Annotated in this window: 11 protein-coding genes; 9 read left to right on the forward strand and 2 right to left on the reverse strand. The window is 60.7% G+C overall.

Annotated elements, in window-relative coordinates:
* Nucleotides 1-162: 162 nt before the first annotated feature.
* The 7 genes from QK296_RS15940 to QK296_RS15970 all read left to right on the forward strand — a co-directional run bounded on the left by QK296_RS15940 (nt 163) and on the right by QK296_RS15970 (nt 9,068).
* Entirely contained in the window at nt 163-1,119 is a 957-nt protein-coding gene (locus QK296_RS15940; RefSeq protein WP_003191188.1) for an ABC transporter substrate-binding protein, read from the forward strand.
* A 23-nt stretch (nt 1,120-1,142) separates the two neighbouring features.
* Nucleotides 1,143-2,474: an LLM class flavin-dependent oxidoreductase gene (locus QK296_RS15945; protein WP_282391075.1), complete on the forward strand. Its 1,332-nt coding sequence runs from the start codon at nt 1,143-1,145 to the stop codon at nt 2,472-2,474.
* A 101-nt stretch (nt 2,475-2,575) separates the two neighbouring features.
* The gene (locus QK296_RS15950) at nt 2,576-3,415 is read left to right on the forward strand and encodes a helix-turn-helix transcriptional regulator (protein ID WP_169856881.1); all 840 of its coding nucleotides are present in this window, start codon (nt 2,576-2,578) and stop codon (nt 3,413-3,415) included.
* Between the two features lie 36 nt (nt 3,416-3,451).
* Nucleotides 3,452-4,834: an aspartate aminotransferase family protein gene (locus tag QK296_RS15955; RefSeq protein ID WP_282391076.1), complete on the forward strand. Its 1,383-nt coding sequence runs from the start codon at nt 3,452-3,454 to the stop codon at nt 4,832-4,834.
* 146 nt (nt 4,835-4,980) lie between these two features.
* Nucleotides 4,981-6,360 carry an APC family permease gene (locus QK296_RS15960; RefSeq protein ID WP_034135626.1) on the forward strand — a complete coding sequence of 460 codons (1,380 nt, stop codon included), beginning with the start codon at nt 4,981-4,983 and terminating at the stop codon, nt 6,358-6,360.
* Nucleotides 6,361-6,513: 153 nt separating this feature from the next.
* Nucleotides 6,514-8,004 (forward strand): aldehyde dehydrogenase, encoded by a 1,491-nt coding sequence (locus tag QK296_RS15965; RefSeq protein ID WP_282391077.1) that lies wholly within the window; start codon nt 6,514-6,516, stop codon nt 8,002-8,004.
* Nucleotides 8,005-8,135: 131 nt separating this feature from the next.
* Complete coding sequence (locus QK296_RS15970; protein WP_003191199.1) at nt 8,136-9,068, forward strand: cupin; 933 nt, start codon at nt 8,136-8,138, stop codon at nt 9,066-9,068.
* A gap of 1 nt (nt 9,069) precedes the next feature.
* Here the strand turns inward: QK296_RS15970 and QK296_RS15975 are convergent, their stop codons facing one another.
* Together QK296_RS15975 and QK296_RS15980 are read right to left on the reverse strand one after the other, a co-directional pair.
* Entirely contained in the window at nt 9,070-9,975 is a 906-nt protein-coding gene (locus tag QK296_RS15975) for a LysR family transcriptional regulator (RefSeq protein WP_282391078.1), read from the reverse strand.
* Nucleotides 9,976-10,080: 105 nt separating this feature from the next.
* Complete coding sequence (locus QK296_RS15980; RefSeq protein WP_003191203.1) at nt 10,081-10,308, reverse strand: hypothetical protein; 228 nt, start codon at nt 10,306-10,308, stop codon at nt 10,081-10,083.
* A 217-nt stretch (nt 10,309-10,525) separates the two neighbouring features.
* On the opposite strand from QK296_RS15980, the gene QK296_RS15985 reads away from it, so the two are divergent.
* Nucleotides 10,526-12,253: a hydrogenase maturation protein gene (locus QK296_RS15985; protein ID WP_282391079.1), complete on the forward strand. Its 1,728-nt coding sequence runs from the start codon at nt 10,526-10,528 to the stop codon at nt 12,251-12,253.
* A 143-nt stretch (nt 12,254-12,396) separates the two neighbouring features.
* Nucleotides 12,397-13,023 (forward strand): dTMP kinase, encoded by a 627-nt coding sequence (locus QK296_RS15990; protein ID WP_282391080.1) that lies wholly within the window; start codon nt 12,397-12,399, stop codon nt 13,021-13,023.
* The last annotated feature ends 7 nt before the right edge of the window (nt 13,024-13,030 follow it).

Raw genomic sequence — 13,030 nt, forward strand, 5'->3', positions numbered from 1 at the left:
GATGCGATATGCGCATTATTATTGAATTAGGTTATGCGTTATCAGTATTTTACATCCCACCTTCAACACCGCAAAAATACCCCTGACAACAAATGACCTTATAAAACCGAGACCGTACGCGCGGATCGATTTGAATGCCTCACAAGGCATCTGGAGACGAACGTGCGTTACCTCAAAACCCTGGCGGCTGGATTGGTCGCCTCATTGCTGTGCCTGACGGCGCAGGCGCAAACCCTGGTGGTCGGCGACCAGAGCTACAACGCCCAGGCCGTGATGGAAGCGGCGGGGGTGCTGGATGATCTGCCTTATACGCTGGACTGGAAACAGTTCACCGCCGGGTCACCGGTGGCCGAAGCGCTCAACGTTGGCAGCCTGGACCTGGGCCTGCTCGGGGATGCCCCGGTGTTGTTCCTGGGCGCCCTGGGTGCACCGATCAAGGTGATCGCCGTGAGCCGGCAGAATCTCGACGGCGTGGCCATCCTGGTAAAAAAGGACTCGTCGATCCACAGCCTGGCCGATCTGGCAGGCAAGCGCGCCGCGATCTGGAAAGGTTCCTGGAGCCAGCAACTGTTGCTGACTGCACTGGACAAGGCCGGGGTTGCACGGGATTCGCTGCAATGGCGCTACCTCAGCGCCCTGGATGCTTCCCACGCGCTGGAAGGCGGTGCGGTTGACGTGATCGCCACCTGGGAACCCTACGTCACGCAACAGGAGCGCCAAGGTGCGCGGGTGTTGGCAACCGCTGAAGACCTGATTCCGGCCCAGAGTTTCATTGCCGCCAACGCCAGTGCTGTGGAGGCCAAGCGTGAACCCATCAGTGACTTTCTCCAGCGCCTTAAAAAAGCCCGTGACTGGGCGCGCCAAAGCCCGGCCAACGCCAACGCGTATGCCGATGCCTGGGCCAAGCGCACCCGCGCGGATGCCGACATCGCCCGCGTCTGGTTTGCCCGTGCGCGCACCACCGTCGAGCCGCTGACGCCTCAGGCGCCCATTGAGGCGCAAAAGACCGTGGACTTTTTTGCCGGCCTGGGCCTGGTCAAGTCTTACTCGGCTGACACGTTGTTCGACCCTTCATTCGCGGCCGCCTTGCAGCCCGCCGTCGCCACCACCCAGCCCTGAACGCTTGAAGGACGACCTGCGCAATGACTAAAAGACAGCTCAAACTGGGCGCCCTGACCATGGGCTGCGGTGGGCCGGGCCGCCATAACCTGTGGCTTGACCCGCAATTGCCGACCGATGCCAGCGTCAACGTCGATTGGTACATCGAGATTGCGCGCCAGGCTGAGGCCGCACTGTTCGACCTGATGTTTATCGTCGACAGCCAGTTCATCACCGAAGGTTCGCCTTCCCATTACCTCAATCGCCTGGAGCCGTTGACGTTGCTGTCGGCACTGGCCGTGAGCACCCGGCATATCGGCCTGGTCGGTACGCTGACCACCTCGTATAACTCGCCGTATAACGTCGCCCGGCGCCTGGCCTCCCTGGACCTGATCAGCAAAGGCCGCGCCGGCTGGAACGTGGTGACCAGTGGCGATGCCGGTACCGCCGGCAATTACAGCCGCGACGAACACTACGACTACGCCACCCGCTACGGTCGCGCCGCCGAACACGTTCAGGTGGTACAGGGGTTGTGGAACTCCTACGAAGACGATGCGTTTGTGCGCAACCGTGCCACCGGGCAGTTTCTCGACCCGAGCAAGCTGCACAGCCTGAATCATCAGGGCGAACACTTCTCGGTGGTGGGCCCGCTGAATATCCAGCGCTCGCCCCAAGGCCAGCCGGTGATTTTCCAGGCCGGAGACTCTGAGCAAGGCCGCGACCTGGGCGCCGCCACCGCCGATGTGATCTTCACCCACGCGGCCAGTATCGAGCAGGGCCAGGCGTTTTACCGGGATATCAAGGGCAGGGCGGCACAACGGGGGCGCGATCCGGAACAGGTCCTGATCATGCCCGGAGCGGAAATCTACGTGGGCGACACCGATGCCCATGCCCGGGAAATCGAGCAGCACTATCATCAGCTCGACCACAGTTTTGCGCAGGCACTCAAGGAGTTCGGGCGCAATTTTGGCTGGCATGATTTCAGCCAGTACGACCTGGATGCGCCATTCCCACAAGAGAGCCTGGAGGCGGCGCGCAGCAGTTTTTTCACTGCTGCCAAACGCATCGCCGACCAGGCCCGGGAAAAGGGCTTTACCCTGCGCCAGGCCGTCGAATTTGGCCGGCAATTGCGCCCAGGCGCGTTCGTGGGCAGCGCCGCCACGGTGGCGCACAAAATGGCGGATTGGTTCGAGGCACGGGCGGTAGACGGGTTCAATATCTACATCGGGCACCCTGGGCAATTTGATCGCTTTACTCAGGAGGTGATCCCTTTGCTGCAAGAGCGCGGTGTTTATCGCACGGCCTACGAGGGCTCGACCTTGCGCGAAAGCCTGGGCTTGGCGATTCCGAGGTTTGCGCGCACTCCCTCACCCTAAGGGGTGATTTCGATGACTTTGCGGGTGTGGGACTATCACTTCAGTTCCCGGCGCCAGTGACCTGGTGTCGCACCCAACCGTTATGACGGCGAGTCTTCGAAGTGGATAATGATCGACTGTCTTCAGCCCAGTGGTTCGAACAGATAGCCAGGGTGACCGAGAGCATCGGGCACGCGGGGTTTGCCGCCACGTTGTTCGATGCCCTGGGGTGTATCCGCCCCATTCAGGCCACGACCTTGTACCTGTACCCCCACGACGGCATGCCCAGCGCAGTGTTCGAACTGGACGGGCCATGGCTGCCCCAGGGCAATGTGCGCCAGTACCTCTCCGGGTTTTACTTGCTCGACCCGTTCTACGGCGCCTGCGTGGAGGGGGCGGCTTCCGGCTGCTACGACCTCGCCGACGTAGCCCCCGATCACTTCGAGCACAGCGAGTACTACCAGTCGTTTTACCGGCATTCGCACCTGGAGGATGAGCTCAACTACATCCTGCAGGCCAGCAACGGCTTGAGCCTGGCGGTGTCGCTGGCCTTTACGCAGAAGCTCGACGCGACCACCACCGAGCAATTCAAGCGCATAGCACCTTGGGTACTGGCGGTGCTGGGCAAGCACTTCGTCGGCCTGGAGACTCAGGGCGCGCGTTTCGAAAGCCTGTTGGAACAGCGTATTCACTCGGCACTCAACAACTTCGGCTCCTCGCTGCTCACCGAACGCGAATGCCGGATCACCCAGTTGATCCTGCGCGGCCACTCCACACGTTCGCTGGCCGAGCGCCTCGGGGTCTCCGAAGACACCATCAAGTCCCACCGCAAGCACATCTACAGCAAGCTCGACATCGGCACGCAATCGGAACTGTTTTCCCTGTTTATCGACTCGCTGGCCGAGGCCCAGGGTGGGCTGAGCAAAGACCCCCTTGAACGCTACATGAGCAAAGGCCGTTGACCGGCTGCATGACTACCCACAACAAGAGAAAAAGCCATGAACCTACCCTTTGAACCGCAACGCCAGACCCGGGACTATCAGGCCTCGGACGCGGCCCACCATATCCATGCCTTTGTGGATCAAAAGGCGCTGAATGCCGAAGGCCCCCGCGTAATGGTCCGTGGTGAGGGCCTGTACCTGTGGGACAGCGAGGGTAAGCGTTACCTGGACGGGATGTCGGGCCTGTGGTGTACGCAATTGGGTTATGGCCGCAAGGACCTGACCGCTGCGGCGGCTGCGCAGATGGATCAGTTGGCGTACTACAACATGTTCTTCCACACCACCCATCCGGCGGTGATCGAGCTGTCCGAGTTGCTGTTCAGCCTGTTGCCAGGGCACTACAGCCATGTGATCTACACCAACTCCGGTTCCGAAGCCAACGAGGTGCTGATCCGCACCGTGCGCCGCTACTGGCAAGTGCTCGGCAAGCCGCAGAAGAAGATCATGATCGGTCGCTGGAATGGCTATCACGGCTCCACCCTGGCGGCGTCTGCCCTGGGCGGCATGAAATTCATGCATGAAATGGGCGGCTTGATCCCGGACGTCGCGCACATTGACGAGCCTTATTGGTACGCCCAGGGCGGTGAGTTGACCCCGGCCGAGTTCGGGCGGCGCTGCGCTCTGCAACTGGAAGAAAAGATCCTGGCGTTGGGCGCGCAAAACGTCGCCGGTTTTATCGCTGAACCTTTCCAGGGCGCCGGCGGCATGATTTTCCCCCCAGAAAGCTATTGGCCAGAGATCCAGCGCATCTGTCGCCAATACGATGTGCTGCTGTGCGCTGATGAAGTGATTGGCGGTTTCGGCCGTACAGGTGAGTGGTTTGCCCATCAGCATTTCGGCTTCGAACCCGACACGTTGTCGATCGCCAAGGGCCTGACCTCCGGTTACCTGCCCATGGGCGGTTTGGTATTGAGCAAGCGCATGGCCGAAGCCCTGGTGGAGCGGGGCGGGGTGTTTGCCCATGGACTGACGTATTCCGGGCACCCGGTTGCGGCGGCGGTGGCCCTGGCCAACCTCAAGGCCCTGCGTGACGAAGGGATCGTGCGCCAGGTGAAGGACGACACCGGGCCGTATTTGCACAAGCTCCTGCACGAAGTCTTTGGCAACCACCCGCTGATCGGCGAGATCCAGGGCACCGGCCTGCTGGCAGCCTTGCAGTTTGTCGAGGACAAGGGCACGCGCAAGCGCTTTGCCAATGAAAACGACCTGGCCTGGCAATGCCGCACTTTTGGCTTTGAAGAAGGCGTGATCATTCGCTCGACCCTGGGCCGCATGATCATGGCGCCGGCCCTGGTGGCCAGCCGCGCGGAGCTCGATGAACTGGTCGACAAGACCCGCATTGCGGTGGACCGCACCGCACGGATCGCGGGAAAACTGTGAAGGGCTGAGCCCCCGCATGCCGCTTCGGTTGAACAGGGTGGGCGGCCCATAGCGGCCTGCCCACCGCTCCCAATGGATGACTCATCAAAGGTGTCGATTTGATCGAACGCCGCGGCGCCCTGCATTCCACTTTCCAGGAGTCAGCAATGAATACAATAACAAACGTAGCCGATACTCCCGTCCATCAAACCCCAACCCAACCAACCTCATCGCGCCGCTTTCGACAACCCCTGGGCCTTGTCGGGCTTGTACTGTTCGGCCTGGCGTATATGGTGCCGCTGGCGGTGTTCACCACCTACGGTCTGGTGACCCAGATGACCAAAGGGCACCTGCCCACTGCCTATCTGTTGACCCTGGCTGCCATGCTGCTGACGGCCTACAGCTATGGGTGCATGGTCAAGGCGCACCCGTATTCGGGCTCGGTCTACACCTACACACGCAAGGCGTTTGGCGCCTCCTTCGGCTTTATCGCCGGCTGGACCTTGCTGCTGGACTACATCTTCCTGCCGCTACTCAGCTATTTGCTGATCGGCATCTACTTGTCCGAATACTTTCCTACCGTGCCCACCGCCGTATGGGTATTGGGCTCCATTGCCCTGGTGACGGCGCTGAATCTGGTGGGTATCGAGTCGATTACCCGGGTCAATTGGGTGCTGATCGTGGCCCAACTGGTGTTCATCGTGGTGTTCGTGGCGTTGTCGATCCACAACCTCAGCGGGCAAGCCGAGCCGGTGTCGCTGCTCAAGCCGTTTCACCATGAAGGCTTCAGTGTGCCGCTGATCATGACCGGCGCGGCGGTGCTGTGCTTGTCGTTCCTGGGCTTCGATGCCGTGTCGACCATGGCTGAGGAGACACCTGACCCGCGCCGTACCATTCCGCAGGCGATCATGGCGGTGTCGCTGATCGGTGGGTTGCTGTTTCTGGTGGTGTCGTATTGCGCCCAGATGGTCTTCCCGGAATGGAATAGTTTTGCCGATCCCGACTCGGCTTCGGTCGATGTGATGCGCCGGGTCGGCGGCGAGCTGCTGGTGAGTGCGTTTACCGCCACCTATGTGGCGGGCTGTTTCGCCTCCGCGATGGTCTCCCAGGCCAGCGTGTCCCGCGTGCTATTCGCCATGGGCCGCGACGGCGCATTGCCCAGAGTATTCGGAAAGCTGGTGACGAAAAAGCGCGTACCGGCCAACGCGATCATGCTGGTCAGCCTGTTTTCGCTGATTGCGCTGTTTATCAGCCTGGACACCGTGGCCAACATGATCAGCTTTGGCGCGCTGTTCGCGTTTTCGGCGGTGAACCTGGCCGTGATCAAACATTACCTGGGCGACCAGAAGCTGCGCGGTACACGCAACTATCTGCTGTACGCCGCGCTGCCGGGCCTGGGGTTTCTCAGCACGCTATGGTTGTGGACGAGCCTGTCCGGCCTGTCGTTCACCATCGGCCTGTGCTGGATGGCCCTGGGGCTGCTGTGTTTGCTGTGCCTCACCCGAGGGTTCCGGGTACGCATGCCGGACCTGCAAATGGCCGAATAAACAGGCCCCAACTCGGTTCATCTGTAGGAGCGAGCTTGCTCGCGAAAAACGTCAACGATAACGCTTGCTTCCTGGATGAACGCGGCGCCTGTGAGTTTTTCGCGAGCAAGCTCGCTCCTACAAAAGCCTTACAGCCCAATTCAGGAGTACAGCATGTTCAACCTCGACTACTGGCAGCAACGCGCTGCCCGCCAAACCTTCATCAGCACCGCCCTGATCGACGGCCGGCCCGTAGATGCACTGTCCGGGGCGACCTTTGACGCCATCAACCCGGCGACCAACCAGCTCCTTGCACGTGTCGCCGCCTGCGGTGAGGTTGAAGTGGACTTGGCAGTACGCTCCGCACGCCGCGCCTTTGACAACGGCCCCTGGCGACGCATACCTCCAGGCGAACGCAAAAAAGTCCTGATCAAACTCGCCGACCTGTTGATGACCCACCGCGAAGAACTCGCACTGCTGGACTCCCTGAACATGGGCAAGCCGGTAATGGACGCCTATAACGTCGACGTGCCCGGCGCGGCCCATGTTTTTGCCTGGTACGGTGAAGCCCTGGACAAAATTTACGATCAGGTCGCGCCGACTGCCCACAACGCGTTGGCGACCATCACCCGCGAAGCATTGGGCGTGATTGCAGCGGTGGTGCCGTGGAATTTCCCGCTGGACATGGCCGCCTGGAAACTGGCCCCTGCTTTGGCGGCAGGCAACAGCGTGGTGCTCAAGCCCGCCGAACAATCGCCATTTTCCGCCCTGCGCCTGGCCCAACTGGCGTTGGAGGCGGGTATGCCCGAGGGCGTGCTGAACGTGGTGCCAGGCTTGGGCGAGGGCGCCGGCAAGGCCCTGGGGTTGCACCCGGACGTCGATTGCCTGGTGTTTACCGGCTCGACCCAAGTGGGCAAGTACTTCATGCAGTACTCCGCGCAGTCCAACCTCAAGCAGGTGTGGCTGGAGTGTGGCGGCAAGAGCCCGAATCTGGTGTTTGCAGACTGTCAGGACCTGGACCTGGCGGCGCAGAAGGCGGCCTTTGGGATTTTCTTCAACCAGGGCGAGGTGTGTTCGGCCAATTCGCGCCTCTATGTGCAACGCTGCATCCACGACGAATTCATCGAGCGTTTGATCGACAAATCCCGTGCCTGGATGCCCGGCAACCCACTCAACCCCGCCAGCGCCGCCGGTGCAATTGTCGACAGCGGGCAAACCGCACGCATCATGCAAGCCATCGGCCAGGCGCACGCAGACGGTGCCATGCTGTTGACCGGTGGCCAACAGTTGAACATTGAGGGTTGTTCAAACTTCATCCAGCCGACGATATTCGCCAACGTCACCGCTGACATGCGCCTTTCCCGTGAGGAGGTGTTTGGCCCCGTGCTGGCGGTGAGCGCCTTCGATACCGAAGAACAGGCCATACAGCAAGCCAACGACAGCCTCTACGGCCTGGCGGCATCGGTGTGGAGTGATGACCTGAACCGTGCGCATCGCGTGGCGCGTGCCCTGAATGCCGGTACCGTGTCGGTCAACACCATTGACGCCCTGGATGTGACCGTGCCGTTTGGCGGCGGCAAACAGTCGGGGTTCGGGCGCGATTTGTCGCTGCATTCGTTTGATAAGTACACGCAGTTGAAAACCACCTGGTTCCAATTGCGTTAACTGCCCCGTTTCGCATAACTGCTGTGCCGTTACAGGCATTCATCCGCCAGTGGGCAATGCCTATAGTCCACTTAGCCCGTGCAGCGCTTCAACCGTGCTGCGCGATCCAGCCCAAGACTGAGGTGAGCCTGATGAACCGTGAATTCGACCCCGCACTGACTGATATCAACCAAGTGGACGCCGAGTACTTCGAGTACAGCAAGGCGGCAAATCCCATCAGTGCCAACCTGATTTCCCGTATTCCCTACCACAGCTTTCCGGCCTCGCTGTATGACAGTGGCCCCTCCCGCGTGGTACCGCTGGACCTCAGCGACGCCTTGGGCTGCGAAGGCCCTGCGACAGGCCCCGGGCTATGCGCGAACTTCATGCGCCTTAACCGTGGCGACACGCTGACCCTGCAACCCAACGCCACTTCCCAGGTGTTCTACGTGATTGCCGGGGAGGGCAGCGTGGTTCAGGGGGAGTATGAGATTCAATGGTCCAAGGGCTGCTTTATCGCCCTGCCGGGATTACAGCAAGCGCACTTCAGTGCCCGCGAGGATGCACGTCTTTACTATGTTCACGATGAGCCGTTGCTGCGTTACCTGGGGGTGACACCCCGCGCCGATCGCTTTGCGCCAACCCTGTACCCAGCAGCACTGGCCAACGCGAAGTTGCGTGAAGCGGCCGATGATCCCAGGGCACAGGACCGCAGCCGCATCAGCATCCTGCTGGGCAACCGTCATTTCCCGCAGACGCGCACGGTGACCCACGTGCTGTGGGCCATGTACGGGATTCTGCCGGCGGGATCGGTGCAGAAACCCCATCGGCATCAGTCGATTGCACTGGACTTCATTATTGATTGCCCCACGGGCTGTTATTCATTGGTGGGCACCGAGCTGGGCGCGGATGGGCAAATTCGTAACCCGCAGCGGGTCGACTGGTCTCCCGGCCTGGCGTTTGTCACGCCACCGGGTTACTGGCATGCGCATTTTAATGAATCGGATAGCGAGGCGTTCCTGATCCCGATTCAGGATGCGGGGCTGCAAACCTACTTGCGTGCGCTGGATATCCGCTTCAGTTGAGTCACTTCCAGTCCGGTGTTTCGCCCAGTCGTTCAACGATAAAGTCGATAAAACACCGGACCTTGGACGACACAATGCGCTTGGGCGGGTAGACAAACCACACCGCAAACGCCCGCTCCACGCCCTGGATCTGCCATTCCGGTAGCCACACTACCAAGTCGCCGGCCTCGATACTTCGCGCCACCAGCCAGTCGGGCAACAGCGCAAAGCCCAAGCCTTGGCGCACGGCGATCAGTTGCGCATCCAGGTCATTGATTCGAATAACGCCGTCATGCAGCAGCGGGAGCGCGCGGCCGGCAGAGACAAAACTGATATCGCCGGTGGTAGCCGTGCCCAGCACCGCAGGCAAACCGGCCAGGTCGGTGGGCGTGCAAGGAGGAGGGTGCTGTATGCCAAACGCCGGGCTGACCACCAAGCGGTAGTGGCCGTCGCTGAGCTTGCGTGCCTTGAGCGTCGAATCGGCCAGCTCGCCAATGCGTATGGCTAAGTCGACGCCGGCATGAATCAAATTGACCTGGGTGTTATCCAGCACCAGTTCCACGCTGATTTGCGGGTAGCGCACCAGAAAGTCATTCAACGCCGGCAGGATGTGATGGCGAGCAAACGCCGGTGGCAGGTTGAGTTTCAACACGCCCCGGGGATGCTGGTTCAGCGCTGACGTGGCGGCCTTGGCGTGTTCCAGTTCGTCCAGCACCCTGCGTGCGTGTATCAGGAAGGTCTGGCCGCCTTCGGTCAGATGCAGCGTGCGTGTGGAGCGGTTGAACAGCGCGATGCCCAGGTCTTGCTCAAGGTCCTTCACATAGCGTGAAACCGTTGAGGCCTTGATCCCCAAGCGCTCGGCGGCACGCGAGAAATTGTTGCCTTCGGCGGCTTCGATGAAGGCGGTGAGCGCGGTGAAATAGTCCAAGGGCAGCCTCAGGGCAGGGCGGTGAGACGTGCAGGTTGTTGAGTTTTGCCGGGGGCTGTCAACTGCACGACCGTAGAACCACGATGCAGCCCCCGTTTTCATAAATCAGGGCTGCTGGTAATGCCCCGGAATGTCATGGCCTTCGTCGGCGGGCTTGTTGCGCTTTTGCACCTGGACGTCGCTCAATTTCGCGTCCTTGAGCTCTGCAAAGCGCTGCCTGAGCAGGGACTCGGCCCATTGAGGATCCAGCGTGTCGGCATCGTGCTCAAGCGTGCGGCTTTGTGGCTGGTTATCGAGGATGAAACTGATGAGGTAATGCGGTTTCTCGAACATGAACGTGGCTCCGTTACGGTTAACAAGGCGTACCCGAGCAGGGCATGTTCATTTGATGAGTGGGTTGCGCGGTGATTCAGAAAAAATAAGCCGCTTTCATCTATTGATCTCGATCAGGTGGTGAGGCTGGCTCGCTCTATAACCTTGGGCGCTTATCGATGGCCAGGGACGGCTCAACGAGCAGCTCTGGTCACACATTCTCAAGGAAGAGTCAGCCATGCGATCACTGAAGATCCTGTTGTTATCCTCGGCATTCAACGGTTTAACCCAACGGGCCTGGCTGGATTTGCGCCAGGCGGGTCACGACCCCAGTGTTGTGGTATTCACCGATCAAGCCACGGTGTGCCAGCAAGTCGAGGCGTCCGGCGCCGACCTGGTGATCTGCCCCTTTTTGAAGGACCGTGTGCCGCACCAACTGTGGAGCCATCCCCAGCGCCCGGTGGTGATCATCCATCCGGGCATCGTTGGTGACCGTGGTGCCAGTGCGCTGGACTGGGCCATCACCCGGCAGGCCCGCCGTTGGGGCGTCACCGCCTTGCAAGCGGTGGAGGAAATGGACGCCGGGCCGATCTGGTCCACCTGTGAGTTCGACATGCCCGACCAGGTGCGCAAATCCGAGCTGTACAACGGCCTGGTGAGCGACGCCGCGATGGTTTGCATCCGTGACGTCGTGGCGAAATTCGCCAAAGGCTTTGTCCCGACACCGCTCGATTACACCCAACCCAGCGTCATCGGACGCTTGCAGCCGAACATGAGCCAGGCTGACCGCACCTTCAGTTGGTTCGATTGCGCAGGCTTTATCAAGCGCAGCATCGACGCCGCCGATGGCCAGCCCGGCGTGTTGGCGAGCCTGTTGGGCGGTCAGTATTACGTCTATGACGCGCACTTGGACGCCCGGCAGGGCACCCCAGGAGAAATCCTTGCGGTACAGGACGACGCTGTGTTGGTAGCGGCTGGAGATCACAGCCTGTGGATCGGCTCGCTCAAGCCCAAAGGCCCAGAGACCTTCAAGCGGCCAGCACGGCATGTTCTGGCTGAGCAGTTGGCCGGCGTGCCGGTGCTGGACAGTTCAATCGCCTGTCAGGCGCTCAACGAGCGGGTCTATCAACCGATTCGCTACCAAGAGTTCGGCCACATCGGCGAACTGACGTTCGAGTTCTACAACGGCGCCATGAGCACCGAACAATGCCAGCGCCTGGTGGCTGCATTGCGCTGGGCCAAGGCGCGAGATACCCACGTGTTGCTGATCAAGGGCGGGCGCGGCAGCTTTTCCAATGGCGTTCACCTCAACGTCATCCAGGCCGCCGAGGTGCCGGGGCTGGAAGCCTGGGCCAACATTCAAGCCATCGACGATGTGTGCCTGGAGCTGCTCACCGCCAAGCAACTGGTGATCAGCGGCCTGACCGGCAGCGCAGGCGCGGGCGGCGTGATGCTGGCGCTGGCGGCCGACATTGTACTGGCCCGCGAAGGCGTAGTGCTCAACCCGCATTACAAGACCATGGGGCTCTACGGCTCCGAATACTGGACCTACAGCCTGCCACGAGCCGTGGGCAGTGAAATCGCGCACAAACTCACTGAAGAATGCCTGCCCATCAGTGCCATTCAGGCCCAGCAGTACGGCATGGTTCAGGCCATCGGACCACGTTGCCCACAAGCATTTGGCTTGTGGCTTTTGCAACAGGCCGACAGTGCGTTGGCCGATGATAAGTACCTTCATGCACGCACACGTAAAGCCACGCTGGATACTCGGCAAGTTGAACGCTGTCGCGAGCAGGAGCTGGCACAGATGCGACTCGACATGGTGGAAAACCGCCAGCAGTTTGCCGAGAAATGCCGCAACTTCGTGTTTAAACGCAAAGCCTGCCAGACCCCGCAGCGGTTGATTGCGCCATGGGCGTTGAGGTATGAGGCTGGTGTGCAGGAAAGCCGGATGCTGAACGACTGACCGTCGACGCGGGGAGGGCACGTCGGCCAGTCCAGCCTCGCATTGGGCAATAGGGTTGCCCATAATGGAGGCCAACTCGCCCAACCGCACAGACCCCGAGGCTCCATGGAACTGCACAACCTGAACGATGATGCAGCGCCCGTATGACTCGTGCGCTGCTTATTTCGATGGATGGCCCCAAAGGCACCGGTAAAACCACGCTGTTGGAGGCCGTTACGACAGCGTTGAGGGCCGACAACATAAAGGTCGTGCGACTGTGCGAGCGCAAGAGCGATCCCTGTCGAGCGCAAACGATGGCTCTGGTTAACACGTTCGCCCGAGATCCCAGCCGGGATCTGGAACTTGAGGTGTGTGAGCGCTTTGCCGACAGCCGCAGCTGGATTACTCAAAACGTACTGGCCGCGCAGCCACCTGACAGCATCATCCTGATGGATCGCTGGTACCCGTCTGATGCTGGGTTTCGTCGGTTGATACCCTTTGCAGACATTCTTGAGCTGAACATTAATCGACAGGTGCAAGTGCCGGACCTGCACGTGGGGGTTGTCACCGCGGCGCAAATATCCTGGGCGCGGGCGGCAGCACGACGGCGGGGGTTGAGCAGTACGGTGATGTCTAAGCTGGAGGAGCAAGTTGCGTGTACCGAGGCGTTTGAGCGAGCGGCTGTGGAGCAGGGGTGGGTCATGTGTCGCAATGAAGGTACGATTGAACAGGCAGTGAGGCGGGTGGTTTTGCAGATATATAAGGTCCTTCATCCCAAGCATCAGGAGTAACGGAGTG

The organism is Pseudomonas sp. AL10, from assembly GCF_029960685.1.
Classification (GTDB): Bacteria; Pseudomonadota; Gammaproteobacteria; order Pseudomonadales; family Pseudomonadaceae; genus Aquipseudomonas; species Aquipseudomonas lactis.

Coding starts and splice junctions, on each gene's coding strand:
- QK296_RS15945 (WP_282391075.1), top strand. CDS start 1,143: ATGACTAAAAGACAGCTCAAACTGGGCGCCCTGACCATGGGCTGCGGT.
- QK296_RS15955 (WP_282391076.1), top strand. CDS start 3,452: ATGAACCTACCCTTTGAACCGCAACGCCAGACCCGGGACTATCAGGCC.
- QK296_RS15960 (WP_034135626.1), top strand. CDS start 4,981: ATGAATACAATAACAAACGTAGCCGATACTCCCGTCCATCAAACCCCA.
- QK296_RS15965 (WP_282391077.1), top strand. CDS start 6,514: ATGTTCAACCTCGACTACTGGCAGCAACGCGCTGCCCGCCAAACCTTC.
- QK296_RS15970 (WP_003191199.1), top strand. CDS start 8,136: ATGAACCGTGAATTCGACCCCGCACTGACTGATATCAACCAAGTGGAC.
- QK296_RS15980 (WP_003191203.1), bottom strand. CDS start 10,308: ATGTTCGAGAAACCGCATTACCTCATCAGTTTCATCCTCGATAACCAG.
- QK296_RS15985 (WP_282391079.1), top strand. CDS start 10,526: ATGCGATCACTGAAGATCCTGTTGTTATCCTCGGCATTCAACGGTTTA.
- QK296_RS15990 (WP_282391080.1), top strand. CDS start 12,397: ATGACTCGTGCGCTGCTTATTTCGATGGATGGCCCCAAAGGCACCGGT.